Below are 24419 nucleotides of genomic sequence, written 5' to 3' on the forward strand. Positions count from 1 at the left end.
TGAATGGACATGACGTCTCTTTTTTCCAAACGGTCGTGGGCCTCCGTGCGACGCAACGTGCTGCCCTGCCTGCGTTGGGGCACGGCGGCGGTGCTCGCGCTGCTGCTGGTGCTGGATCTTGCGTTCCCGCCCCCGCTGCCCAGGCAACGCGACACCAGCACCCTGGTGGTCGCGCGCGATGGCACGCCGCTGCGTGCGTTCGCCGATGCGGACGGGGTGTGGCGCTATCCGGCCTCCGCCGACAGCGTCTCGCCGCTGTACCTGCAGGCGCTGTTGAATTACGAAGACCGCTGGTTCTGGCGGCACCCGGGCATCAATCCGTGGGGGCTGCTGCGCGCCGGCAAGCAATGGCTGTTCGAACAGCGGATCGTCTCCGGCGGCTCGACCCTGACCATGCAGGTCGCCCGCATCCTCGATCCGCATACGCGCACGCCGTGGGGCAAGGCCAAGCAGTTGCTGCGCGCGGTGCAGTTGGAAGTGCACCTGAGCAAGGCGCAGATCCTGGCGCTGTATCTGGAGCGCGCGCCGTACGGCGGCACCATCGAAGGCGTCGAGGCGGCGAGCTGGGCGTATCTGGGCAAGCCGGCCTCGCAGCTGTCGCATGCCGAGGCGGCGTTGCTGGCGGTTCTGCCGCAGTCGCCCAGCCGGCTGCGTCCGGACCGTCACCCGGAGGCGGCGCAACGTGCGCGCGACAAGGTGCTGGAGCGGATGGTGTCGCTCGACGTGTGGTCACGCGAGGAGGTCGACGATGCGCGCATCGAGCCGGTGGTCACCCGTGCCCTGCAGCCCCCGCTGCATGCGGCGTTGCTGGCCCAGCGCCTGCGCTCGGCGCAGCCGCGGGTCGCGCGGATCGAGAGCACGCTGGATATCGGCCTGCAGCGCACGCTGGAAGAACGCGTGTCGTCGTACTTCTCGCAGTTGCCCGAGCGCACCTCGGCCGCGCTGCTGGTGGTGGACAACCGCACGCTGGAGGCGCGTGCCTATGTCGGCTCGGTCGCCTTCGGCGACAAGCAGCGGCTCGGCCATGTCGACATGGTCCAGGCCTGGCGCTCGCCGGGCTCGACGCTGAAACCGTTCCTGTACGGCATGGCGCTGGATGATGGCCTGATCCATTCGGAAAGCCTGATGGTGGATGCGCCGCAGAGTTTCGGCGGTTACCGGCCGGGCAACTTCGATGCGGCTTTCAACGGGCCCGTCAGTGTGGCCACGGCGCTGCGGTTGTCGCTCAACGTGCCGGCCGTGGACCTGCTGGACCGGGTCGGCTCGGCGCGCTTCGCGGCACGCCTCTCGCATGCGGGCATCAACCTGCGCTTTCCGCACGGCAGTGCGCCGAACCTGTCGCTGATACTGGGCGGTACCGGCGCGCGGCTGGAGGATCTGGTCGGTACCTTTGCCGCGTTCAACCGCAACGGCATCGCCGGGCGGGTGCGGTACACCACCGAGGATGCGGTGATCGAGCGTCGCCTGATGTCACCGGGCGCGGCCTGGATCACCCGCGAGATGCTCGAATCCAATCCCCGCCCGGGGTATGGCGCGGGCACCTTCGACGTCACCGGCCGCCCGCGCGCGGCCTGGAAGACCGGCACCAGCTACGGCTACCGCGATGCCTGGGCGATAGGCACGACGCGGCACTACACGGTAGGCGTCTGGGTCGGGCGCCCGGATGGCACGCCGCTGCCCGGGCAGTACGGCGCGGTGACCGCGTTGCCGCTGATGTTCGAGGTGATCGACAGTCTGCCGCGCCAGGCCGGCGATGCCAGTGCGGCGCCGATGCCGGCGAGCGTGGCGCAGGCCGATATCTGCTGGCCGACCGGGGGTCTGGCGGAGCAGACAGCGCCCGCTCTGTGCCAGCGGCGGATGCCGGCGTTCGTGCTGGACGGTGTCGTGCCGCCGACCTTCGCCGAGCGCGATGCGCGGCTGTGGCAGCCGGGGCTGCAGCGCTTCCAGGTGGATGCGCGCACGGGGCTGCGGCTGTCGCCGGAGTGCAGCCGGCCGCATGAGGCGGAGTCGCGCGAGATCGCACGCTGGCCGGCGTTGTTGTCGCCGTGGCTGCCGCAGGCGCAGCGCCAGGCCTCGCAACTGCCGGCGCTGTCGCCGGATTGCAGCGCGGACGGCCGCGACAGTGGCGGCACCCTGCACATCGAGGGGCTGAACGACCGCGCCACCCTCGCACGCGCGCCGAATGCCGAACACGGCGTGCGCCTGCAACTGCGGGCGCTGGGCAATGAGACCACGGTGGACTGGCTGCTGGATGACCGCTGGATCGCCCGCACCGAAGGCGCGCGGCTGTTCCAGCGCGATTTCGATGAGGTGGGCGAGCACACGCTGACCGCATTGGCCGCCGATGGTGCGTGGACGCAGGTCCGGTTCCGGATCCTGCGCTGACGTTACGTCTGCGCAGACGCTGGTAGTGCCGGCCGCTGGCCGGCATCACACCATGAACGGTAGTGCCGGTCGCTGGCCGGCAGGACACCTTGGAGCCGGCCAGCGGCCGGCACTACCCGTGCGTTCGGATTCTGCGAGGAGCCGGCCAGCGGCCGGCACTACTCGCCGATCCAGCCGTCCAGCAGGTCGGCGAATTCGTCGGCGTGCTCTTCTTCCTGCGCGAGGATTTCTTCGAGGATGCGCTTGGTCGTGGTGTCCTTGTCGCCGACGAAGTTGATCATCTCGCGGTAGCTGTCGATCGCGATGCGCTCGGCAATCAGGTTCTCGCGGACCATGTCGCGCAGGTCGCTGCCTTCCTTGTACTCGGCATGCGAACGTGCGGTGAGCGTATCCGGATTGAGATCCGGCTCGCCGCCGAGCTGCACGATGCGTTCTGCCAGCTTGCCGGCGTGCGCCTGCTCCTGCTGTGCGTGCTCCAGGAACTCGGCCTTGATCGAATCGGCGAGCATGCCCTTGGCCATGAAGTAATGGCGGTAGTAGCGCAGCACGCACACGTATTCGGTGGCGAGCGCATCGTTGAGCAGCTTGATCACCGCCTTGCGGTCGGCGCTGTAGCTGTCGGTGATCGCGCCGTCTTCGATGTCCTTGCGGGCCTTGGCGCGCAGGGTGGCGGTATCGCTGATGCCCGGCGGCCGGGCGGTGTTCGGGGCGGTATCGGGGGTGTTCTTGGCTGGCTTGGACATGGCTGGCCGGATTCCTCTGTTGCGTGGGTCTAGCGGGGGAGATGCTCCAGCACGTACTGCGCCGAAGACACCTCGAATTTTCCGGGTTCCTCGATGAAGGTTTCGCGCACGACACCGTCTTCGACGTACAGCGCGAAGCGGCGCGAGCGGATGCCCATCCCGGAGCTGCTGGCATCCATCTCCAGGCCGAGGGCCCGGGTGAACTCCCCATTGCCGTCGGACAACAGCTGCAGGCCGTCGGGCACCTGCTGGCTCTCGCCCCAGGCCTTCATCACGAACGGATCGTTGACCGCCATGCAGAACACTTCGATGCCGCGGTGGCGGAACGCGGGGAACTGTTCGATGAAGCCGGGCAGGTGCCCGGCCGAACAGGTCGGGGTGAATGCGCCGGGCACGCCGAACAGCACCGCCTTGCGCGCATCGAACAGGGCATGGGTATCGATGGTCTCCATGCCCTCGCGGATGCGCTTGAGGGTGACTTCGGGAATGCGGTCGCCTACGTGGATGGTCATGCGGACTCCTTGGACACAGGCAGGGTAGTGAGGGGCATGGGATGGCCATGTCAACACGTTGAAAACCGGACGTGCAGACCCATCTGGAGCGGGAGAGGCGGGCTACCGGGGGCAGCGTAGCCGGTCGGGATGTCCGCCGCATTGCGCAGGATCATTCGCGCCCGGCGTCACGGTGGGCCGGTCCGCAGCGGCTAGAATTGCGCGGACGGCGCCCGCCCACGCGGGTGGCCGAACTTAGTCGAGGTGTTTGGATGGAATTCAAGGATTACTACGCCACGCTCGGGGTGGAACCCACCGCGGGCGATGCTGAGATCAAGACCGCTTACCGCCGCCTGGCGCGCAAGTACCACCCGGATGTGAGCAAGGAAGCGGGGGCGGAGGACAAATTCAAGGCGGTCAACGAGGCTTACGAGGCGCTGCGCGACCCGCAGAAGCGCGCGGCCTATGACCAGCTAAAGGCGCAGGGCTACCGGCCCGGCGAAGAGTTCCACACCCCGCCGAACTATGGCGGTGGGCAGGGCTACGATTTTGAAGAGGTGTTCGGGGGCGGCGCCGGCGGCGGCGGCTTCAGCGACTTCTTCGAAAGCCTGTTCGCGCGCCAGCGGGGCGGCGGTGGCGGCCGCGCCAGCGGATTCGGCGGCGCCAGCCAGGGCCCGCAGCCCACCCGCGACACCCGCGCCAAGCTGTCGGTGCCGCTGGAAGCCGCCTACCAGGGCGACAGCCTGCGCATCAACGTGGGCGGCAAGCAGCTGGATGTGCGCGTGCCCAAGGGCATCCGCCCGGGCCAGGTGATCCGCCTGACCGGGCAGGGCACCGGCGGTGGCAACCTGCTGCTGGAAGTTGAATACGCCGAACACCCCCAGTTCGAGGTGGACGGGCGCAACATCCTGTACACCCTGCAGGTCACCCCGTGGCAGGCCGCGCTGGGGACCAGCATCAGCGTGCCGACCCTGGGCGGTGCGGTGGACTTGAAGGTGCCGGCCGAGTCCGACGCGGGCCGCAAGCTGCGCCTGCGCGGCCGCGGCCTGCCGGGCAATCCGGATGGCGACCAGATCGTGGAACTGGAGATCATCGCGCCGGCGCCGACCGACGAGGCGCAGAAGAAGGCTTACAAGGCGCTGGCCGAGGCGTTCGGCGAGAAGGTGTGAGGCAGGCGGTACGCCGGATGCAACGGCGTACCAGGAATCGTTGCGTACCGACCAACGGTCGGTATCTACCGGGTCGGTCGCGATTGCCTTCGCGGTAGAAGCCGACCGTTGGTCGGCTCATCGTGCCATCGGCTCACGCCGTCGGCGGTTCCTGGTGGCTGAAAACGCGCTCCAGCACCTCGGACAGCTCGTCCTCGGAGAACGGCTTGGTGATGTAGGCCTTGGCGCCCTGCCGCATGCCCCACATGCGGTCGGTGTCCTGGTCCTTGGTGGTCACCAGGATCACCGGGATGTGCTTGGTCGAGGCATCGCGTGCCAGCGTACGGGTCGCCTGGAAACCATTGAGGTTGGGCATCACCACGTCCATCAGCACCAGATCGGGCAGCTCGGCCTTGGCCGCTTCCACCCCGGCCGCGCCATCGGTGGCGGTCAGGATGTCGTGCCCGAGTTTTTCGACGATCCGCTGTATCCCCAACAGCTGCGACGGTGAATCGTCGACGATCAGAATGCGTGCCATGTTGTTCCCCGTGTGATGCCCGCAGTGTAGTGCGGGCCTCGCACCGTCGTGAAGCGCCGGACGTGCCGTCCGTCGCCCGGCTGCCACGCTCAGTCGATTCGTACCACCGTGCGGCCGTGGTTGCCGCCTGCGAGCAGGGCATCGAACGCTGCCGGCAGGCCATCCAGCCCGACTTCGCCCGTGCAGATCGTCTCCAGATGCGCCGGTTTCCACGCGCCGCCCAGCTTCGCCCAGACTGCTTCGCGCAGATCGCGCGGTGCGCTGGAGGACGACACACCGATCAGCGACACGCCGCGGATGATGAAGGGCATGACCGTCATGTCCAGCGCCGGGCTCGCGGCCAGCCCGGCACTGACGACCGAGCCGTAGGGCACGGTCTGGGCCAGCAGGCTGGTCAGCATCGCGCCGCCGGCATTGTCCAGGCCGCCGCCGAAGCGCGCCGATTCCATCGGCCGGGTGGTCGCCAGCACGTCCCGCGGCAGGACCTCGCGGGCCCCCAGTCCGCGCAGGTAGTCGGCCTGGTCGGTCTTGCCGCTGATCGCATGCACCTCGAAACCGGCCCGGGTGAAGATGTCCACCGCCAGCGAGCCGACCCCGCCGGTCGCCCCGGTCACGGCCAGCGGCCCGTGGGCGGGGGTCTGCCGGTTGTCCAGCATCCGCACCAGGGCCAGCGCAGCGGTGAAGCCGGCCGTGCCCAGGATCATCGCCTCACGCGGGGTCAGTCCGGTCGGCTGCGGGATCACCGCGCTGGCGGCCAGGCGCACATACGGGCTGTAGCCGCCATCGCGGGTCTCGCTCAGCCCGCAGCCGGTGGCCAGTACCGCATCGCCCTCGCGGCAGGCCGGATCGGTCGAGGCGACCACGGTGCCGGCCACGTCGATGCCGCCGACCAGCGGGAAGCGGCGCAGTATTTTGCCCTTGCCGGTGCCGGCCAATGCATCCTTGTAGTTGACCGAGGACCAGTGCGCGCGGATCACCACCTCGCCCGGGGTGAGCTGGTCCAGGCCGATCGGTTCCAGCCCGGCGTGGTAGCCGGTATCGTCCTGGTGGATGCGGAAAGCGTTGAACCGGTCGGGAATTGCCATGAAGATGCCTGACGGGGGAAACCACCACCTTACCCGCTGCTCCGGCGCGCGGGGACCCTCACGGACCTTCGCGGAGGCGGTTATGAATCGTTCCCCGAGATGCGTGACCCCTTCCAATCCTGTCGATCTGCCCCATCTAGTAGAATCGACAGCGATTTAACGTTTTAACGGTTGACGGTGCGGGAATGGCCCGCAGGCAACCTTACCTTGATGGAGCGTGCATGGCCTGGAATACACCCGGCGGCAACAAGGGCGGACAAGGCCCCGACGAGAATCGACGTGGGCCGTTCGGTCCTCGCGGTGGCGGCAATGGCGGCGGTTGGGGCGGTTTGCCCGGTCCGCTGAAAGACCTGTTCGATGGCGGCATCCTGCGGTGGGTCGCAGTGGCTGCGGTGTTGCTGCTGCTGTTCTCCAGCTTCCAGCTGATCGGCGAACAGCAACGCGGCGTCGTGCTGCGCTTCGGTCAGTTCCATCGCATCCTGCAGCCTGGCCCGAACTTCAAGCTGCCGTGGCCGCTGGAATCGGTGACCAAGGTCAATGCCACCGAGATCAAGACGTTCAGCAGCCAGGTGCCGGTCCTGACCCGTGACGAGAACATCGTCAACGTCTCGCTCAACGTCCAGTACCGCATCGACGATCCGCGCCTGTATCTGTTCGGCTCGGTCGATGCCGACCAGGTGCTGGAACAGACCGCGCAGAGTGCCGTGCGTGAGCAGGTCGGTCGTGCGGACCTCAACAACGTGCTGAACAACCGTGGCCCGCTGGCCGTGGCCGCCGAAGAGCGCCTGCAGGCCTCGCTCGGCAGTTACCGCACCGGTCTGTCGGTGACCGGTCTGACCCTGCCCGATGCCCGCCCGCCCGAGGAGGTCAAGCCGGCCTTCGATGAGGTCAACGGTGCCCAGCAGGTCAAGGAGCGTCTGATCAACGAAGCCCAGGCCTACGCGGCCAAGGTGGTCCCGGAAGCGCGCGGCCAGGCCTCGCGGGCCCGTACCACCGCCGAAGGCTACAAGCAGGCCGTGGTCGCCAAGGCCGAGGGTGATGCCTCGCGCTTCAGCCTGCTGCAGGCCCAGTACAAGGACGCCCCGGAAGTCACGCGCAAGCGCCTGTGGCTGGAGACGGTGCAGAAGGTGCTGTCGGAGAACCGCAAGATCATCGGTGGCGATGGCCGCCAGCTGATCTACGTGCCGATGCCGGGCGACACCCGCACCAGCACCAATGCCGCTCCGGCGGTGACCCCGGAAGTCATGCTGCCGTCGCTGCCTGCCAGCACGGCCGTCGATGGCGTTCGCAATGCGGAGCGTCCGACGACGCGCCCGACCGGTCGTGAGGAGGGCAGCCGATGAGAAGTTCACTGTGGATTGGTCTGGCCGTAGCGGTCCTGCTCGGCCTGCTGGGTTCGGTCTACGTGGTCCGTGAGGACCAGACCGCGATGGTGTTGAACCTGGGCAAGGTGGTCCGTGCGGACATCAAGCCGGGCCTGCACTTCAAGGTGCCGCTGGTGGAAACGGTGCGCGTGTTCGATCGCCGCTTCCAGGTGCTCGACACCGCCCCGGCGCGTTACTTCACCGCCGAGCAGAAGGACGTCAGCGTCGACTTCTTCGCGATCGGTTACATCTCCGACGTGCGCGCGTATTTCCGTGCGACCGGCGGCGATGCCCGCGTGGCGAATGCCCGCCTGGCCCCGATCATCACCGACTCCCTGCGCAACCAGATCAACTCGCGTTCGTTGCAGCAGCTGGTGTCCGGGGATCGCAGCGAACTGATCGCCAACCAGCTGACCGGCATCAACGAGTCGGTCAAGGCGCTCGGCATGCAGATCATCGACCTGCGCATCAAGCAGATCGACCTGCCGACCGACAGCCAGGTGATCAACGATGTGTACGAACGCATGCGCGCCCAGCGTAAGCAGGAAGCCGCCAAGCTGCGCGCCGAGGGTGAGGAGCAGTCGCTGACCATCCGTGCCCAGGCCGACCGCGAGAGCACCGTGATCGTGGCCGAAGCCGAGCGTGATGCCCAGCAGCTGCGTGGTGCCGGCGATGCCGACGCCGCCCGCATCTACGGCAAGGCCGGTTCGGCCGACCCGTCGTTCTACGCCTTCTACCGCAGCCTGGAGGCCTACCGTGGCTCCATGACCGACGGCAACGGCGTGATCGTGCTCGACAAGAACGACCCGTTCCTGCAGTACCTCAAGAGCGATCGCTGAGGCCGCAGGCGGTCGTCATCCACGGGGACCCGGTGCAGACCGGGTCCCCGTTTTGTTTGTGGAGATGTCATGAAAGATCTGTTCTCGGCCCTGTGCCTGGTCGCCGTGCTCGAAGGCCTGTTCCTGTTTGCCGCCCCGTTGGCCTGGAAGCGGATGGCCGAGCAGCTGCTGATGCTGCGCAGAAGCGCCCTGCGTGCCTGGGGCGGGGTGATCCTGCTGGCCGGGCTGACCACGTTGTGGTGGTTGAAGCATTGAGCGGATGCCTGTGGGCTCCGCCATGGCCTGTTCCGGTAGTGCCGGCCGCTGGCCGGCTCCAGGCCATCCCGGGAGCCGGCCAGCGGCCGGCACTACCAACGCCTTGGAGGCGGTCCTGACCGGCCGGTGAAGTCCGCCCGCGGCCGGGGTGGCAGCGGCCACCGGAAACCCGGATAATGCACAAAAGCCGGACGGGCACTCTGTTTCAGAGTCACTCGTCCGGCTTTTTCCGTGTCTGGGTACCCCAGCGTCGGCGCGCTCCCCGCTGGAGCCCGCCACCCCGCGCTGATCGGCCACCCCGACATGGTCCCAAACCCGCGGCCCCGATGGCCGCACAAAAACCAGGAGTTACCCGTCATGGGTCAGTCAGTTGTCGTGTTGGGTGCCCAGTGGGGCGATGAAGGCAAGGGCAAGATCGTCGATCTGCTCACCGAGGAAATCGGCGCTGTCGTGCGCTTCCAGGGCGGCCACAATGCCGGCCACACGCTGGTCATCAATGGCAAGAAGACCGTGCTGCACCTGATTCCGTCGGGCATCCTGCGTGAAGACGCGCTGTGCCTGATCGGCAACGGCGTGGTGATCTCGCCGGCCGCGCTGCAGAAGGAAATCGCCGAGCTGGAAACCTCCGGCGTGGAAGTGCGTTCGCGCCTGAAGATCTCCCCGGCCGCGCCGCTGATCATGCCGTACCACATCGCCCTGGACCAGGCGCGCGAACGCGCTGCCGGCGGCAAGGCGATCGGCACCACCGGCCGTGGCATCGGCCCGGCGTACGAAGACAAGGTGGCGCGTCGCGGCATCCGCATCGCCGACCTGCATTACCCGGCCCAGCTGGAAGAACTCCTGCGCACCGCGCTGGATTACCACAACTTCGTGCTGACCAATTACCTCAAGACCGACGCGGTCGACTTCCAGAAGACCTACGACGAAGCACTGGCCTTCGGCGAGTACGTCGAGCCGATGAAGTCCGACGTCGCCGGCATCCTGCACGACCTGCGCAAGCAGGGTAAGCGCGTGCTGTTCGAAGGCGCCCAGGGCGCGCTGCTGGACATCGACCACGGCACCTACCCGTACGTCACCAGCTCCAACACCACCGTCGGTGGCGCACTGGCCGGTGCCGGCGTGGGCGCCGATGCGATCGACTACGTGCTGGGTATCGCCAAGGCCTATGCGACCCGCGTCGGCGGTGGCCCGTTCCCGACCGAGCTGGACGATGAAGTCGGCCAGGGCATCCGCGACCGTGGCGCCGAGTACGGTGCCTCGACCGGCCGCCCGCGTCGCTGCGGCTGGATGGACATCGTCGCGCTCAAGCGCGCCGTGGCCATCAACGGCATCAGCGGCCTGTGCATCACCAAGCTGGACGTGCTCGACGGCATGGAAAAGCTGAAGGTCTGCATCGCCTACGAATACCGCGGCAAGCGTACCGAGTACGCCCCGCTGGACGCGCAGGGCTGGGAAGAATGCACGCCGGTGTATCTGGAGTTCCCGGGCTGGACCGAGAACACCCACGGCATCACCAACTGGGACGACCTGCCGCCGGCCGCCCGCGCTTACCTGCGCGCGCTGGAAGAGCTGGCCGGTTGCCCGGTCAGCATCGTCTCGACCGGCCCGGACCGCGACCACACCATGGTCCTGCAGGATCCGTTCGCCTGATCAGGCGCGTAGTGCCGGGCTCTGCCCGGCATTGTGTGGAGCAGTAAGAGAGAGCCCCGCGCAAGCGGGGCTTTTTCGTATTCGCGCGAGTAGTTCTACGGGTTGCCCGCGGCCATCGGACCACAGTGACCCCGCCCGCCAGCGCGGGGCCATGGCATGCTGTGCAGCCTCACCAATCAGCAGGGGCGGCAGGGTGTCTGACGATCACGTGGCCACCGGCATGAGCAGCGCGGACCGCGCGTTGCATGCGGTGGTGTCCGAACTTGAGGCGCTGTTGCGCGGCGACGGGGAAACCCACTGGGCCGACTGGATGCAGCGGGTCATCACCCAGCTTGAGCAGGGCGATCCAGGCGCGCCGGAGAGCGTGCTGCGCGCCTATGGCGGCATGGGGTCGTTCAATGATGTTGCGTTGGGCCTGGATTACAGCAATGGCCACTTCCAGTGGCGCGCAGACGCGGGTGAACTCAATGAGCGCCTGGATGCACTGCGCGGTCGCGCCTGGCAACTGGCGCGGGCGATCCGGGACGCATCCCCCGGCGCGCGTTGATCAGAGCGCCTGCTGTCCCTTCAGCACCGGATACGGATTGATCGATTCGCCTTTCCACCACTGCTTTTCCGGACCCAGTACATGGATCTCGAAATGCAGGTGGGGCGCCTCCGGACTCGCGTTGCCGGTGCTGCCGACATAGCCGATCACCTCACCGCGCTTGATCGTCTTCTTCTCGGCCAGCCCATCGGCGTAGCGGTCCAGATGCGCGTAGTAGTAGCAGTAGCGGCCGCTCGGCTCGAACTGGTACACCGTCAGACCGCCCCGCACGCTGTCGAACAGTTTCTCCACCGTCCCGTCGGCGACGGCCAGCACCGGCGTCCCGTTCGGCGCCAGGATGTCGATCGCATCATGTACGCGGCCTTCGCTGCGCGCATCGGTGAAGGTGTCCTGCAGCTGATCGGCCCCGACGCCCTGCACGGGCAGCAGCAACGCGCCCACCGCGCCGCTTGTCGGTGCGGGTGTCGAACCGCCCGCGTCCGGCGCGGGCGGTGTGGTTGAGGTGTCGGCGGGCACCGGCGTCGTGGCCGGCGTAGGTGGCGCCGGGGCATCAAGCGCAGCGCGGGCCGAACTGGTGGCCGATCCCACCTTGGCCGGTTCGGCGGCGCCAAGCCGGGATGAGGGGCCCGGCCCCAGCAGCCAGTACCCGACCACGCCGATCACCAATCCTACTGCCAGCAGTCGAAAGGTCTTCATGGCTTACTCCTGCATCACGACCGGCACCGAGGCATCGACCGCAGCGGCGACCTGCAGCGCATCCCAGTTGGTCATGCGCACACAGCCGTGCGATTCGGTCTTGCCGACATGGCCGGGTTCGGGCGTGCCGTGCAGGCCGTAGTGGGGCTTGGAGATGTCGATCCAGACCACGCCGACCGGATTGTTCGGGCCCGGCGGCAGGACCGCCTTGCTGTCGCCCGCCTTGGCGTCCCAGAAAAGCTTGGGGTTGTAGTGGAAGGTGGGATCGCGGGAGATGCCCAGGATCTTCCATTTCCCGATCGGCAGCGGGTCATGCTTGCTGCCCGAGGACACCGGGAACTGCGCGTAGACCTTGCCGTCCGCATCGAACAGCCGCAGCGTGGAGTCGGATTTGTCGATCACCAGCTTGCTGGCCTTCGGCAGCGGGGCGGCCGCGATGTTCGGCACCTGGATCACGCTGCCGGCCTTCCCCAGGTCAACGCCCGGATTGAGCGTCTTCAACAGCGCGGGGGAGGCATGGAAGCGCTCGCCCAGCGCTTCTTCGATCGAACCGAAGCCCAGGGTTTTCAGCTCGGCCTGCGCGGCCGGACCCTTGGGCACCGGCTGGAACGGACCGGCCACGTCCTCCGCGGTGAGCGTGTAGCGCACCAGCGGCGGCGCGGCATCCGGCTGCAGCGCCTGCCAGGTGGCATCGTCCAGTTCGCCGGTCACCTTGATGCCGTGTGCGGCCTGGAAGCCGGACACGGCGCGCTTCTGATTGGACCCCACCTCGCCATCGATCTGCCCCGGAGAAAAATGGGCGCGGTCCAGCAGCACCTGTGCATGCAGATCCGAACGTGGACCGGTCGCCAGTGGCGTCGCGTCGGCTGCCGGGGTCGCGGCGGGCGCGGGGGCCGTCTGCGCGACCGCCCAACCGGAGTAGGCCCCCAAGGCGAGGGCGAGCGCGGTGAGGCGGGCGATTCGGTGCAGGCGAAGGGACATCGGCAACTCCAGGGGATACGTGTTTCCACCATGCCTGCCGGGCGTGCGCACTTGCCGTGAAAAGCATGACGGGGGGCTGAGCGGCGATGGGGGGGCAACCCCATCGTTATGTGAATCCATTCACAGCGGGCTCACGGCCCTCGGTCAAGCCGCTGCCTCTGCCGCCGATACCAGCCCACCCCCCACGTTTTTCGGATGTCTCATGGAATTTTTGCGGAACGTCAGCGTTGTCTGGCGTCTAGGTATGGGCTTTGGCCTGTTGTTGCTGCTGGTCGCGGCCGTGGTCGCCACCGGCGCCACCGGGAGTGCGGTACAGAAGCGCGCGATGCAGCAGGTGGTCGAGGTCAACGTGGCCAAGGTGCGGCTGCTCTCGGACATGCTCGATGCCAACAACCAGATGATGGTCGTGCGCCGGGAGATGCTGCTCCGCCAGGGCGACGGTCTGGCCGGGGATGAGGCGCGCATCGCCGCGCTGGTCGCGCGCTATGAAGCCAGCTGGGCTGCCTACCAGGCCTTGCCCGCGCAGCCGGAAGACAAGGCTGTCGGCGACGCCATCGCGGCCGCCCGCGCGGTGGCGCGTCCGCTCAACAAGCAGATGAGCGAACAGCTGCAGCAGGGCGATTTTGCCGCTGCCACGGCCCTCACCCTGGGCGCCGTGCAGGCCGCTGCCAATGGCTGGAACCAGGCGCTCAGCGATGGCGTGGTCTACGAAGAAAAGGAAAGCCGCGAGGCCGCTGCCGAAGCGATCCGGCTGGGCGAGCGGACCCTGCTGCAGCTGCTGGTGCTGGGCGCGATCGCGCTGGTGGTCGGCATCGCCGCCTCCGTGCTGATTGGCCGCAGCCTCACCGGTCCGCTGGCCCGCGCCGTCGGCCTGGCCACCCGGATGGCCAAGGGTGATCTGGCCCATGACGTCCATCTGGGCGGCCGCGATGAGATCACCCAGCTCGGCAACGCGATGGCCACGGTCCGCCAGAGCGTCCAGGGCGCGATCACCGCGCAGCTGGACATGGCCCGCCAGCATGAGGCCGGTGCCATCAGCCATCGCATGGACGAAACGGCCTTCCCGGGTGATTTCGGCCGGATGATCCGCGCCACCAACGAGCTGGTCGGTTCGCACGTGGCCGTCGAGTTCCATATGGTCGAGGTGATGCAGCGCTACGCCATCGGCGACCTCAGCCGCGATCTGGACAGCTACCCGGGCGAGAAGGCCGTGCTGACCACCACCATGGCCACCGTCAAGGCCAGCCTGATGGCGATCAACCAGCAGATCGAGACACTGGCCTCGGCCGCCCGCGCCGGCGACTTCTCCGTGCGCGGCGACGAGCCGACGTTCCAGTTCCAGTTCCGCGCGATGGTCGCCCAGCTCAACGGGATGATGGCCAGCTCGCAGGCCAGCATCGCGGACCTGTCGCAGGTACTGCGCGCGATTTCCACCGGCGACCTGACTTCGCGCATGGACGGCCGGTACGAAGGTGTCTTTGCGCAGATGCGCGACGATGCCAACGTCACCGCAGTGCAGCTGACCGGCATCGTGCAGCAGATCCAGGGCGCGGCCGGCAGCATCAACGATGCCGCGCAGGAACTGGCGGCGGGCCACAATGACCTGTCGCGCCGTACCGAGCAGCAGGCAGCCAACCTGGAAGAAGCGGCGGCCTCGATGGAGGAGCTGACCTCCACGGTCCGGCAGAACGCCGAGCTGGCCAACCAGGCCGACCATGAAGCCCATGCGGCGGGTGCGGCGGTCAAGGCGACCGAGCAGGCGATCGCGCAGATGGCCGCGGTGATGAGCGAGATCGACCAGTCCTCGGCGCGTATCGGAGAGATTTCCTCGGTGATCGACGGCATCGCCTTCCAGACCAACATCCTCGCCCTGAACGCGGCCGTCGAAGCGGCCCGTGCCGGTGAGAACGGCCGCGGCTTCGCGGTGGTGGCCACGGAGGTACGCACGCTGGCGCAGCGCGCCGGCACGGCGGCCAAGGAGATCAAGGACCTGATCGATGAGTCCAGCAGCAAGGTCAAGACCGGGCTGAGCGTCACCGTGCAGTCCGAAGCGGCGATCGCCCGCCTGACCCAGGCCAGCTCGCGCACCAATCAGCTGATGAGCGACATTGCCGCGGCGACCAAGGAACAGGCTGCCGGCATCGAGCAGGTCAACCAGGTGGTCGTGCAGATGGACCAGGTGACCCAGCAGAACGCGGCGCTGGTGGAAGAAGCCACCGCGGCCAGCCGCGCGCTCGAGCAGCAGGCCCACGCACTGACCGAATCGGTGGCGGTGTTCACGCTGGAGGACCCTACTACAGGCCTGCGTCGCCCGGCGTCACTGCAGGCCGCGTGACGGCACCTGAGCGCTGAGCAGGACAGAAAAGCCCCGCGTCGGCGGGGCTTTTCTCATGTCGATCCGGCCGGCCGACGCAGCGGCGCGCACCTCGCTCAGTCGTCGTTTTCTTCGGCGGCTTCGCGACCCTGCTGGCGGATCAGCGCTTCTTCGCGCGCATCGTTGATGGCATGGCGCACGCCGTCCAGGTCGATGGTGCTTTCATCCTGCTCGAACGTGCCGGTCAGCACGCTGTCCGGGAGCAGATCGCCGGCCTCGAACAGCGCCCACATCTCCTCGCCGTACCAGGTCTCCAGCAGTTCCGGCGCCCAGCGGCCGAGGTAGGCGGTGAGGTTGTTGACGTCGCGCAGCAGCATCGTGCGTGCGGCATTGTTGCCTGCCGCGCTGACCACCTGCGGGAAATCGATCACGACCGGGCCTTCCGGGCCGACCAGCACGTTGTACGGCGACAGATCGCCGTGGATCAGGCCACAGCACAACATGCGCACGACCTGGCGGACCAGGATCTGGTGGAACTCCCGGGCCTGTTCCGGGCTCAGTTCGACCTCGCCCAGGCGCGCGGCGGAATAGCCCTCGGCATCGGTGACCAGTTCCATCACCAGCACGCCATGGAAATAGCCATACGGCTCGGGCACGCGCACGCCGGCATCGCGCAGCTGGTACAGCGCATCGACCTCGGTGTTCTTCCAGGCCGCTTCCTGCTGCTTGCGGCCGTAATTGCTGGCCTTGCCCACGGCGCGCGCTTCGCGGCTGCCACGGACCTTGCGGCCTTCCTGGTACTGCACGCGCTGCTGGAAGCTGCGCTGGGCCATGTCCTTGTAGACCTTGGCGCAGCGCACATCGTCGCCGCTGCGGACCACGTATACCGCTGCTTCCTTGCCGCTCTTGAGCGGGCGGAGCACTTCATCGATCACGCCGTCGTCGATCAGCGCCTGCAAGCCTTGGGGGGTCTTCACGGTATCTCGGGAATCGGCGGGCGCGGGGCCTGCCCTGGAGGGGGAGGGATTTTCGCATCTTCGGGCCGAGGGAGCCATCGACACGGCGCCCGGCGGCCGGGTTGTTCAGCTGTGTGCACGCCGGGGGCGGCTTGAAATCTGCTTCACATCCGCGCGGCAGGCTGGGGTCACTTCCCAAGGAGTGCCGCTCATGATGCTGTCCCTGCTGCGCCGCACCGGCGCCGCCCTGGCCCTGCTGCTGGCCATCCCGACACTGCACGCTCGCCCCGCGGCGTCCGATACGGTGCTGATCGTGGTCAGCGGCGAAGGACGCGATCACGGCAAGACCCGGCCTGGCTTCGAGATGGACGAGTTCGCCCAGGCCTACCTGATCTTCCGCGACAACGGCCTGGCCGTGCAGGTCGCCAGCCCGCGTGGCGGGCCGGTGGAAGCCGACAAGTTCGATCCGAAGGAACCGTTCAACGCGCGCGTCCTGGCCGATCCGGCGGCGACCGCGCTGCTGGCCGATACCCGCGCCACCGCGACGCTCAGCGCGGCCGACTACGCAGCGGTCTACGTGGTCGGCGGCAAGGGCGCGATGTTCGACCTGCCCACCGATGGCGCACTGCGCGCTCTGCTGGGCACGGTGCACGACCGCGGCGGCGTGGTCGCGGCGGTCTGCCATGGCCCGGCGGCGCTGGTGGAGGTGCGGCAGGCGGACGGATCACGGCTGGTCGCCGGGCGCCGCATGACCGGCTTCACCAACGCGGAGGAGGGCGTGTTCGGCAAACGCTGGGCGAAGGAGTTCCCGTTCCTGCTGGAAACCGCGCTGCGCGAGCGCGGTGCGTACTGGGAGCAGGCGCCGCTGATGATGCCCAAGCTGGTGGTGGACGGTCGGCTGATCACCGGGCAGAACCCGTACTCCACGCCGGCGGTCGCCGAAGCGATCGTGCGCGCCATCGGTCGCACCCCGGTCGCCCGCACCCCGTGGCGCGATGAAGCCAGCATGGCGCTGGTGCAGCGCCTGCTCGACGGCGAGGGCGACGCGGTCAGGCGCACGCTGGCCAGCGACCGCACCGGCTATCACGACCAGTTGATCGGGGTGCTCGGCTACTACCAGTTGCAGGCCGCGCAGGACGATGCCGCGGTGCGTGATGCGCTGGCGATCATGCAGTTGGCTGCGCCCTACATGAGCGAGCCGCAGCTGCCGCTGGGCATCGCGCAGGCACATTGGCGGTTGGGCGAGGTGGCGCAGGCACGCAGCGTGCTCGGCAAACTGCTGGAATCCCACCCGGACATGGCCGAAGCTAAGCAGCTCAAGGCCACGATCGAAGGCTGACCCGATGCACGACGGCCTGCACATCCTGGTCATCGAGGACAATCCGGCGCTGCGCGCCGGCATGGCCACGCTGCTGGAGGCGCGTGGCCATCGCGTGGCCTTTGCCGCCGATGGCCGCAGCGGCCTGCAGATGGCGCTGGACGAACCGCCCGACGTACTGGTGCTGGACCTGACCCTGCCGGGCATGGACGGCCTGCGCGTGTGCAGTCATCTGCGCGAACAGGCCGACCGCCACATCCCGATCCTGATGCTGACCGCGCGCGACACGCTGGGCGACAAACTGATCGGCTTCCAGGCCGGTGCCGATGATTACCTGGTCAAGCCGTTCGCCGGCGAGGAACTGCTGGCGCGATGCCTGGCGCTGGCCCATCGGCACGGCCGGCGCGACGGGCACGTGCTGCGTATCGGGTCGCTCGGCATCGACCGCCGTAGCGGCGCCGTGTGCCGCGGTGGGCAGACGATCGAGTTGCCGCAGACGGCCTATCGGCTGCTGGTGCTGCTCGCCGAAGCCTGGCCGCGCACGGTGACCCGCAGCGAGTTGATCCGCCGTCTGTGGGGCGATGAGGCGCCACCGTCGGACCCGCTGCGTTCGCACCTCTACCTGCTGCGCCAGGCCCTGGACAAACCGTTTGATCGGCCGATGCTCAAGACCGTGCACGATGTCGGCTTCAAGCTGGAGGCTGACGCATGACGGCACCGGTGCACCGCCTGCGCAACCGGTTGATGCTGGCTTTCTCGGTGTTCGCACTCGCGGTGGCCAGCCTGTTCGGCCTGTACGTGGCGGTATTCGTGTACAGCGTGGAGGATCGCTTCTTCGAGGCGATGCTCGAACAGGAAGCGCAGCAGCAGCTGGAGCAGCGGGCCACCCGTGGGACGTGGTCGCCGCCGCGCAGTGCCTTCATGACGATGCACGACAGCCCTGCCACGTTCCCTGCGGATCTCAAGTTCGCCTTCGATGCCGAGCCGTGGCGTCGCGAGATCGCCGGCACCGAGGGACGTCACTATCACCTGCGCGCGCTGCAGCCGGGCGGTTCCGGTGCACCGGGGTGGCTGGTCGCCGAGGTCAGCCAGCAGCTGGTGGTCCGGCCGATGCGCCGCCAGATTCTGGCGTTGCTGGCCTGGTCCGGCGTGGCCGTGGTCGTGGTCGCCGTGCTGGCCGGTGCGTGGCTGGCGCGACGTACCACGCGGCCGTTGTCGAAACTCGCGGCACTGGTGGATGACATGGCACCGGCGCGTTTGCCGGTCGGGTTCGCGGCTGATTTCCCCGATGACGAGGTCGGTGTTCTGGCCCGTGGCCTGGACAGGCTGAGCGGGCAGGTGCGCGCCTTCGTTGCGCGCGAACATGCGTTCACCCGCGATGCCAGCCATGAGCTGCGCACGCCATTGGCCGTGATCCGCAGCGCGACCGAACAGCTGGCCCGCGAGCCGGGACTGTCTGCGGCCGGGCGGTTGCAGCTCGACCATGTACAACACTCCGCGCGTCACCTCGAACAGACCGTGATCACCCTGCTCACGCTGGCCCGCGAAGAGAATGTGCAACGGGACGCGACGCCGCTGGCGGTACTGCCGGTGCTGGAACAGGTGGTGGTCGAGCAGGCGGCGCTGCTGGAGGGCAAGCCGGTGGCGGTGCGGGTCGATGTGCCCGGCGACGCGCGCCTGACGGTGCCCGGTCCGGTCCTGCACATGCTGCTGGCCAATCTGGTGGGCAATGCATTCGCGCACACGCGGGCGGGGGAAGTGCACATCGATGTCGCGGCCGGACGGCTGCGCATCCGCAATACGGCGCCGGCAGGCGACCCCGACACGATCATGCGGCCATTCGCGAAAGGGGAGGGCAGTGCCGGATTCGGGCTCGGCCTGGCGATCGTGCACCGACTGTGCGACCGCTTTGCCATCGACCTGCGCATCGAAGGCACCGAGCACGCCACGGTCGCCAGTTTCAGCGTGCAGTAGGTCCGCGCTCAGGGCTGCCCCACGCAGGGCGCGGCACCGGGGGCCGGTCCGCTTCCGTCGACCGCAAAAGTGCGCGAACGCAGGGTTGGCGGTACCGCGTGCTGCCTCGAACAGCACGCGGTAGCCCTGCGAGCGGGCTGCTGATGCTCAGGTCCGGCTACGGGCCGCTTTGCGGGCGGCCGTCTTCTTCGCTGATTTCGTTGCCGCACTCTTGGCGGCCGCCCCCTTGGCCGGCGCCTTCTTTGCCACCGACTTTTTCGTCGTCTTCCTGGTGGACTTCCTCGCGCCGCCGCTCTTCTTCCCGCCACCATCCTGCTTGTTGACCGTGGCCCAGGCGATGCGCTCCGCAGCCGCCTCGCTGCGGCCCTGGTCCTTCTCGCTTTCCTCGATGTGCTCGGCCTGGCGCTTCTGCTTGTCGGTATAGCTGGACTTATCACCACGCGGCATGGGAATGCTCCTGTTTCCTGAAGAAGGCCGCGCCGCTCAGGCGAGCGTGCGCACCTTCGGTTCGCGGGCCCACTGGCGGGTGGCCGCAGCAGCCAGGAACGCCTTGGCATCCTCGGCCTCGACCACGCCGGCATCGTTGCCGACGCGGGCCACCTTCAGCAGCGCCTGTGCCCCATCGTCGGCGGCGATCGCCTTCAGATGCGCCCAGGCATCGCTGACGAAATCGATCGCGGCCGACTCTTTGCTCAGCTTCTTGGCCGCGTCAGTGCTGAGTACGACGGCGACCGCATCGAAAATCACCGACGGCGTGCCTGCCAGCTGGCCGTCCGCCGCCAGCGTCTTGCCGTCACTGAGCTTGGCGCCACCGATCTTCGGCGCCACCAGCTTGACGCTGGCGCCGGCCTTGTCGGCGGCCTTGCGCAGGTTGGCGATCAGCGTCGCATCGGAGCCCTCGTCGAACAGGATGCCGATGCAGCGGCCCTTGAGCAGGTCCTTGGTGCGGCCGATGATGCGCACTTCCGGCGCCTTCGGGAAATCCTGCGCCGGGGTCTGCGTGGCGGCCGGCTCGGGCAGGGTGGGCATCGCCAGACCGTCGGCCACGCGCTTGGCCAGCGCGTCGTCGATGTTGCGCAGGTGGCTCACGGTGCGCTCGCGCACCTTGACCGTCTCCACCTTGGACAGCTCGAACACCAGCGCCGAGGCCAGGTGTGCCTGCTCCGGGGCTTCCAGGCTGCGGAAGAACATCCGGGCCTGGCTGTAGTGATCGGCGAAGCTCTCCGCACGCACGCGGCCCTTGCGGCCATCGTCCGGCGCGGTGGCGTGGCTGGGGAAACCGTCAGGGGTTTCGCGCGGGGTGTCGCCCTGCAGGGAACTGGGATCGTAGGCAACCCGCCCCTTCGGGATGCTCATCTGCATGTGGCCGTCGCGCTGGTGGTTGGCGAACGGGCACTTGGGGGCGTTGACCGGAATCTGGTGGAAGTTCGGACCGCCCAGGCGGCTGAGTTGGGTGTCCAGATAGGAGAACAGTCGCCCCTGCAGCAGCGGATCGTTGCTGAAATCGATGCCCGGCGGCACGTTGGCCGGGCAGTAGGCGACCTGCTCGGTCTCGGCGAAGAAGTTGTCCGGCCAGCGATCCAGCACCATGCGTCCGATCACGGTCAGCGGGACCAGCGACTCGGGGATGATCTTGGTCGAATCCAGGTGGTCGAACGGGAACGACTCGGCCTGTTCCTCGGTGAACAGCTGCACGGCCAGCTCCCACTCGGGGAAGTCGCCGGCAGTGATCGCCTCGAACAGATCGCGCCGGTGGAAGTCGTTGTCCGCGCTCTGCAGCTTGACCGCCTCGTCCCAGACCGTGGACTGGATGCCCAGCTTCGGCCGCCAGTGGAATTTGACGAAGGTGGATTCGCCAGCATCGTTGATCAGCCGGAAGCTGTGGATGCCGAAGCCTTCGATGGTGCGCAGCGAGCGCGGGATGGTGCGGTCGCTCATCGCCCACATGATCATGTGCATCGACTCGGGCATCAGCGACACGAAGTCCCAGAAGGTGTCGTGGGCGCTGGCCGCCTGCGGGAAGGCGCGGTCCGGCTCCATCTTCACGGCATGGATCAGGTCCGGGAATTTGATCGCGTCCTGGATGAAGAACACCGGGATGTTGTTGCCGACCAGGTCCCAGTTGCCTTCCTTGGTATAGAACTTCACCGCGAAGCCGCGTACATCGCGCGGGGTGTCGACCGAACCGGCGCCGCCGGCCACGGTGGAGAAGCGGGTGAACAGCGGGGTGCGCACGCCCACTTCGCTGAGGATGCGGGCGCGGGTGTACTCGCCGAGCGAGCGGGTCAGCTCGAAGTAACCGTGCGCTGCGCTGCCGCGGGCATGCACGATGCGCTCGGGGATGCGCTCATGGTCGAAGTGGGTGATCTTCTCGCGCAGGATGAAGTCTTCCAGCAGGGTCGGCCCGCGCGGGGTCGCCCGCAGCGAGTTCTGGTTGTCACCGACCGGGATGCCCTGGTTGGTGGTCAGCACCGGGTGGCCGTTGCCCGCACGCTGGTGCAGTTCATCCCCCTCGCCGCGGACATCGGTGGCGGGTGCAGGGGCGTTCTTCGTGCTTTTCTTGCTGGCGGCCATGAGGCGACTCCGGGAGCTGGCGGAAGGGGATCGGCTCACACTGGCGGCCGGGGCGTTAATCGAGGGTGCGAATACGCGGCCCTGCTTGCACCCGCGCTTCACATGCCGCGTCCGGCCGCTGTGTGGGCGGGGCCCGGGCAGGTATCCTTGGGCGCGTCTTCTCCTGTGTTTCCCAGCCGCATGCGCGTTGAACCCGCCGACATCGAAGCCCTGTTTGATGCGATCCCCGACGTCCTGTTCTTCATGAAGGACTGCGACGGGCGCTATACGCACATCAACCAGACCATGCTGCGCCGGCTCGGCCTGAAGTCGCGCAAGGACGTGATCGGGCGCACCGCGGCGGAGATCTATCCCACCGGGCTGGGCGCGGATTACGCGACCCAGGACGAACAGGTGCTGGCCGGCAAGGTCATCGAGAACCTGATGGAACTGCACCTGTTCGCCAACCGCGAGCCGGGCTGGTGCCTGACCTGCAAGCGGCCGCTGCTGGTCGACGGGCAGATCCGCGGGCTGATCGGGATCTCGCGCGACCTGGGGCAGAAGGACAGCCTGGGCACCCAGTACGAACAGCTGCGCCTGGCTCTTGCCCATCTGAATGCGCATTACGCGGAGAACGTGCGCATGCAGACCCTGCTCGACATCACCGGGTTCTCGCTGTCCAAGCTGGAGCGCACCTTCCGCAAGGTGTTCCAGATGACCCCGCAGCAGGTCCTGACCCGCCTGCGCATCCAGATGGCGGTGCACCTGCTGCATGGCCCGGACAGCATCGCCAGCATCGGCCAGGCCTGCGGCTTCACCGACCAGAGTGCCTTCACCCGCAAGTTCAAGGCCGAAGTCGGGCTGTCGCCCCGGGCCTACCGCGCCCAGATCGGCGAGCGCGCCGCCGCCTGAGGCGGGGAGGGGCTTCCGGCCTATGCCGCCGCGCGGCCGACAGGGTATGGTGTCGCACTTGTTGCCCGCCAATCGATTCCGATGCCCGCATCCCAGACTCCGGCTCCCGCCATCCCGCCCGCCGCTGCCCGCCTCGGGCACGCGCTGAAGCCCCGCCAGCTGATCATGATGGGCCTGGGCAGCGCGATCGGCGCCGGCCTGTTCCTCGGCTCCGGTGTGGGTGTGCAGGCCGCCGGCCCGGCGGTCCTGTTGTCGTATCTCGTCGCCGGCGCGCTGGTGATCATCGTGATGAACGCGCTGGGCGAAATGGCCGCGGCCAAGCCGACCAGCGGTGCGTTCTCGGTGTATGCCGCCGATGCGATGGGAGCCACCGCCGGCGCGACGGTGGGGTGGCTGTGGTGGGTGCAGCTGGTGATCGTGATCGCCGCCGAGGCGGTCGGTGCGGCCGGCCTGCTCGCCACGGTCTGGCCGGCGATTCCGGTCCCGATGGCGGCGCTGGCGTTCATGCTGTTCTTCACCGCGATCAACCTGCTCGGGGTGAAGAACTTCGGTGAGTTCGAATTCTGGTTTGCGATCCTCAAGGTCGCCGCGATCGTCGGCTTCATCCTGATCGGCGTGGCGCTGCTGATGGGCTGGCTGCCGGACGTGGCTTCGCCAGGCCTGCGCAACTTCACCGAACACGGCGGCTTCATGCCCAAGGGGCTGGCCGGCATCGGCGCGGCGCTGCTGGTGGTGATATTCGCCTTTGGCGGCACCGAGATCGTGGCGGTGGCCGCGGCCGAAACCGAGGATCCCGAGCGCAGCATCGCCCGTGCGATCCGCACCGTGGCCTGGCGCATCCTGGTGTTCTACATCGGCTCGTTGAGCGTGATCATCGCGGTGGTGCCGTGGACCAGCGAGGCGCTGAAATCGCCGTTCGCGGCGGTGCTGGAAGCGGCCAAGATTCCGGGCGCGGCGACGGCGATCACGCTGATCGCGGTGATCGCGCTGCTGTCGGCGTTGAACGCCAATCTCTACGGTGCGTCGCGGATGATGTATTCGCTGGCGCAGCGTCGCGAGGCGCCGGCGGTGCTGGGCTGGACCGACCCGCGCCAGGTGCCGATCATCGCGGTGCTGGCCAGTGTGCTGTTCGGTTTCGCGGCGACGGTGATGGAGCTGTTGTTCCCGGGCAAGGTGTTGCCGGTGCTGCTCAATATCGTGGGCTCGACGTGTCTGCTGGTGTGGACGATTTCGTTGTTGTCGCAGTTGATCCTGCGCCATCGTGCGAACCGCGATGGGACGCGTCTGCCGTTCCGGATGGCGGGGTATCCGTATCTGACGGTGTTCGGGTTGGGGGTGCTGGCGTTGATCTTCGGTCTGTTGCTGTCCGAGGCGCACACGCGGGTGCAGTTCCTGTCGATGGCGGCGCTGACGGTGGTGATTGCGGCGAGCAGTGAGATTTCGCGTCGGGTGCGTGCTACAGCCAACAGCTAACAGCCAACAGCTAACAGCTAACAGCTAACAGCGGCAGGTTTTGGGGTCCGCTGGTTGGGGCGGGCACGGGTGGGTTGTCGGGACCCGCCGCAAGTACGTCCATGTAGCAACTGTGTTGTTGGAGGGACTTCGGCCCCTCCAGCAGACGGGCGCGGTAGTGCCGGCCGCTGGCCGGCAGCCTTTGGAGATGTGCCCGG

At 67.9% G+C, this 24419-nt stretch carries 21 protein-coding genes and 1 pseudogene; 13 read left to right on the forward strand and 9 right to left on the reverse strand.

Annotation, left to right across the window (positions count from 1 at the left end; translation table 11 throughout):
- Positions 1-9 precede the first annotated feature (9 nt).
- A complete protein-coding gene (pbpC, locus tag HDC96_RS13135; RefSeq protein WP_179460351.1) occupies positions 10-2385 on the forward strand; it encodes a penicillin-binding protein 1C in 2376 nt (791 codons plus the stop codon).
- Positions 2386-2543: 158 nt separating this feature from the next.
- On the opposite strand, the gene HDC96_RS13140 is transcribed toward pbpC, so the two are convergent.
- Positions 2544-3128: a ferritin-like domain-containing protein gene (locus HDC96_RS13140; protein ID WP_179460352.1), complete on the reverse strand. Its 585-nt coding sequence runs from the start codon at positions 3126-3128 to the stop codon at positions 2544-2546.
- Between the two features lie 29 nt (positions 3129-3157).
- Positions 3158-3640 carry a peroxiredoxin gene (locus HDC96_RS13145; protein WP_179460353.1) on the reverse strand — a complete coding sequence of 161 codons (483 nt, stop codon included), beginning with the start codon at positions 3638-3640 and terminating at the stop codon, positions 3158-3160.
- A gap of 251 nt (positions 3641-3891) precedes the next feature.
- Between HDC96_RS13145 and HDC96_RS13150 the strand changes: the two genes are divergently transcribed.
- Positions 3892-4788 carry a DnaJ C-terminal domain-containing protein gene (locus tag HDC96_RS13150; protein WP_179460354.1) on the forward strand — a complete coding sequence of 299 codons (897 nt, stop codon included), beginning with the start codon at positions 3892-3894 and terminating at the stop codon, positions 4786-4788.
- 133 nt (positions 4789-4921) lie between these two features.
- Here HDC96_RS13150 and pilH read toward each other — a convergent pair whose 3' ends face one another.
- Both pilH and HDC96_RS13160 read right to left on the reverse strand, forming a co-directional pair.
- A complete protein-coding gene (gene pilH, locus HDC96_RS13155; RefSeq protein WP_179460355.1) occupies positions 4922-5305 on the reverse strand; it encodes a twitching motility response regulator PilH in 384 nt (127 codons plus the stop codon).
- 89 nt (positions 5306-5394) lie between these two features.
- A complete protein-coding gene (locus HDC96_RS13160) occupies positions 5395-6390 on the reverse strand; it encodes a YhdH/YhfP family quinone oxidoreductase (protein WP_179460356.1) in 996 nt (331 codons plus the stop codon).
- Between the two features lie 221 nt (positions 6391-6611).
- Between HDC96_RS13160 and hflK the strand changes: the two genes are divergently transcribed.
- The 5 genes from hflK (at position 6612) to HDC96_RS13185 (ending at position 11045) form a co-directional block, all read left to right on the forward strand.
- Positions 6612-7733 (forward strand): FtsH protease activity modulator HflK, encoded by a 1122-nt coding sequence (hflK, locus tag HDC96_RS13165; protein WP_179460357.1) that lies wholly within the window; start codon positions 6612-6614, stop codon positions 7731-7733.
- Positions 7730-8593, forward strand: a complete 864-nt coding sequence (locus HDC96_RS13170; protein WP_019186091.1) for a protease modulator HflC — start codon at positions 7730-7732, stop codon at positions 8591-8593. The genes hflK and HDC96_RS13170 overlap by 4 nt, the downstream gene beginning before the upstream one ends.
- A 69-nt stretch (positions 8594-8662) precedes the next feature.
- Entirely contained in the window at positions 8663-8848 is a 186-nt protein-coding gene (locus HDC96_RS13175) for a DUF2065 family protein (RefSeq protein WP_179460358.1), read from the forward strand.
- A gap of 357 nt (positions 8849-9205) precedes the next feature.
- Entirely contained in the window at positions 9206-10498 is a 1293-nt protein-coding gene (locus tag HDC96_RS13180; protein WP_088432983.1) for an adenylosuccinate synthase, read from the forward strand.
- 193 nt (positions 10499-10691) lie between these two features.
- A complete protein-coding gene (locus HDC96_RS13185; RefSeq protein WP_179460359.1) occupies positions 10692-11045 on the forward strand; it encodes a hypothetical protein in 354 nt (117 codons plus the stop codon).
- Here the strand turns inward: HDC96_RS13185 and HDC96_RS13190 are convergent, their stop codons facing one another.
- Together HDC96_RS13190 and HDC96_RS13195 are read right to left on the reverse strand one after the other, a co-directional pair.
- Positions 11046-11741 (reverse strand): M23 family metallopeptidase, encoded by a 696-nt coding sequence (locus HDC96_RS13190; RefSeq protein ID WP_179460360.1) that lies wholly within the window; start codon positions 11739-11741, stop codon positions 11046-11048.
- A gap of 3 nt (positions 11742-11744) precedes the next feature.
- Positions 11745-12722: a L,D-transpeptidase gene (locus HDC96_RS13195; protein ID WP_179460361.1), complete on the reverse strand. Its 978-nt coding sequence runs from the start codon at positions 12720-12722 to the stop codon at positions 11745-11747.
- A gap of 202 nt (positions 12723-12924) precedes the next feature.
- On the opposite strand from HDC96_RS13195, the gene HDC96_RS13200 reads away from it, so the two are divergent.
- A complete protein-coding gene (locus HDC96_RS13200) occupies positions 12925-15057 on the forward strand; it encodes a methyl-accepting chemotaxis protein (protein ID WP_179460362.1) in 2133 nt (710 codons plus the stop codon).
- A gap of 95 nt (positions 15058-15152) precedes the next feature.
- On the opposite strand, the gene HDC96_RS13205 is transcribed toward HDC96_RS13200, so the two are convergent.
- Positions 15153-16013: a PA4780 family RIO1-like protein kinase gene (locus tag HDC96_RS13205; protein WP_179460363.1), complete on the reverse strand. Its 861-nt coding sequence runs from the start codon at positions 16011-16013 to the stop codon at positions 15153-15155.
- Positions 16014-16203: 190 nt separating this feature from the next.
- On the opposite strand from HDC96_RS13205, the gene HDC96_RS13210 reads away from it, so the two are divergent.
- The 3 genes from HDC96_RS13210 to HDC96_RS13220 are packed head-to-tail and all read left to right on the forward strand — an operon-like array spanning position 16204 to position 19284.
- Positions 16204-17331, forward strand: a complete 1128-nt coding sequence (locus HDC96_RS13210; RefSeq protein WP_179460364.1) for a type 1 glutamine amidotransferase domain-containing protein — start codon at positions 16204-16206, stop codon at positions 17329-17331.
- Between the two features lie 4 nt (positions 17332-17335).
- On the forward strand, positions 17336-18022 hold the full coding sequence (locus HDC96_RS13215; protein ID WP_179460365.1) for a response regulator transcription factor: 687 nt from the start codon (positions 17336-17338) through the stop codon (positions 18020-18022).
- The gene (locus HDC96_RS13220; RefSeq protein ID WP_179460366.1) at positions 18019-19284 is read left to right on the forward strand and encodes a HAMP domain-containing sensor histidine kinase; all 1266 of its coding nucleotides are present in this window, start codon (positions 18019-18021) and stop codon (positions 19282-19284) included. The genes HDC96_RS13215 and HDC96_RS13220 overlap by 4 nt, the downstream gene beginning before the upstream one ends.
- 162 nt (positions 19285-19446) lie before the next feature.
- Here the strand turns inward: HDC96_RS13220 and HDC96_RS13225 are convergent.
- Both HDC96_RS13225 and HDC96_RS13230 read right to left on the reverse strand, forming a co-directional pair.
- Positions 19447-19731: pseudogene (locus HDC96_RS13225) on the reverse strand (hypothetical protein); the annotation flags it as partial.
- Between the two features lie 36 nt (positions 19732-19767).
- On the reverse strand, positions 19768-21858 hold the full coding sequence (locus tag HDC96_RS13230) for a catalase (protein ID WP_179460367.1): 2091 nt from the start codon (positions 21856-21858) through the stop codon (positions 19768-19770).
- 180 nt (positions 21859-22038) lie between these two features.
- On the opposite strand from HDC96_RS13230, the gene HDC96_RS13235 reads away from it, so the two are divergent.
- Together HDC96_RS13235 and HDC96_RS13240 are read left to right on the forward strand one after the other, a co-directional pair.
- Entirely contained in the window at positions 22039-22749 is a 711-nt protein-coding gene (locus HDC96_RS13235) for an AraC family transcriptional regulator (protein ID WP_179460368.1), read from the forward strand.
- 75 nt (positions 22750-22824) lie between these two features.
- Entirely contained in the window at positions 22825-24222 is a 1398-nt protein-coding gene (locus tag HDC96_RS13240) for an amino acid permease (protein WP_179460415.1), read from the forward strand.
- Positions 24223-24419 lie beyond the last annotated feature (197 nt).

This window comes from Stenotrophomonas sp. JAI102, assembly GCF_013409105.1.
Lineage (GTDB): Bacteria > Pseudomonadota > Gammaproteobacteria > Xanthomonadales > Xanthomonadaceae > Stenotrophomonas > Stenotrophomonas maltophilia_AA.

Coding starts and splice junctions, on each gene's coding strand:
- HDC96_RS13145 (WP_179460353.1), bottom strand. CDS start 3,640: ATGACCATCCACGTAGGCGACCGCATTCCCGAAGTCACCCTCAAGCGC.
- HDC96_RS13210 (WP_179460364.1), top strand. CDS start 16,204: ATGATGCTGTCCCTGCTGCGCCGCACCGGCGCCGCCCTGGCCCTGCTG.
- HDC96_RS13150 (WP_179460354.1), top strand. CDS start 3,892: ATGGAATTCAAGGATTACTACGCCACGCTCGGGGTGGAACCCACCGCG.
- pilH (WP_179460355.1), bottom strand. CDS start 5,305: ATGGCACGCATTCTGATCGTCGACGATTCACCGTCGCAGCTGTTGGGG.
- HDC96_RS13170 (WP_019186091.1), top strand. CDS start 7,730: ATGAGAAGTTCACTGTGGATTGGTCTGGCCGTAGCGGTCCTGCTCGGC.
- HDC96_RS13190 (WP_179460360.1), bottom strand. CDS start 11,741: ATGAAGACCTTTCGACTGCTGGCAGTAGGATTGGTGATCGGCGTGGTC.
- HDC96_RS13215 (WP_179460365.1), top strand. CDS start 17,336: ATGCACGACGGCCTGCACATCCTGGTCATCGAGGACAATCCGGCGCTG.
- HDC96_RS13160 (WP_179460356.1), bottom strand. CDS start 6,390: ATGGCAATTCCCGACCGGTTCAACGCTTTCCGCATCCACCAGGACGAT.
- HDC96_RS13195 (WP_179460361.1), bottom strand. CDS start 12,722: ATGTCCCTTCGCCTGCACCGAATCGCCCGCCTCACCGCGCTCGCCCTC.
- HDC96_RS13230 (WP_179460367.1), bottom strand. CDS start 21,858: ATGGCCGCCAGCAAGAAAAGCACGAAGAACGCCCCTGCACCCGCCACC.
- hflK (WP_179460357.1), top strand. CDS start 6,612: ATGGCCTGGAATACACCCGGCGGCAACAAGGGCGGACAAGGCCCCGAC.
- HDC96_RS13180 (WP_088432983.1), top strand. CDS start 9,206: ATGGGTCAGTCAGTTGTCGTGTTGGGTGCCCAGTGGGGCGATGAAGGC.
- HDC96_RS13175 (WP_179460358.1), top strand. CDS start 8,663: ATGAAAGATCTGTTCTCGGCCCTGTGCCTGGTCGCCGTGCTCGAAGGC.
- HDC96_RS13235 (WP_179460368.1), top strand. CDS start 22,039: ATGCGCGTTGAACCCGCCGACATCGAAGCCCTGTTTGATGCGATCCCC.
- HDC96_RS13140 (WP_179460352.1), bottom strand. CDS start 3,128: ATGTCCAAGCCAGCCAAGAACACCCCCGATACCGCCCCGAACACCGCC.
- HDC96_RS13200 (WP_179460362.1), top strand. CDS start 12,925: ATGGAATTTTTGCGGAACGTCAGCGTTGTCTGGCGTCTAGGTATGGGC.
- pbpC (WP_179460351.1), top strand. CDS start 10: ATGACGTCTCTTTTTTCCAAACGGTCGTGGGCCTCCGTGCGACGCAAC.
- HDC96_RS13220 (WP_179460366.1), top strand. CDS start 18,019: ATGACGGCACCGGTGCACCGCCTGCGCAACCGGTTGATGCTGGCTTTC.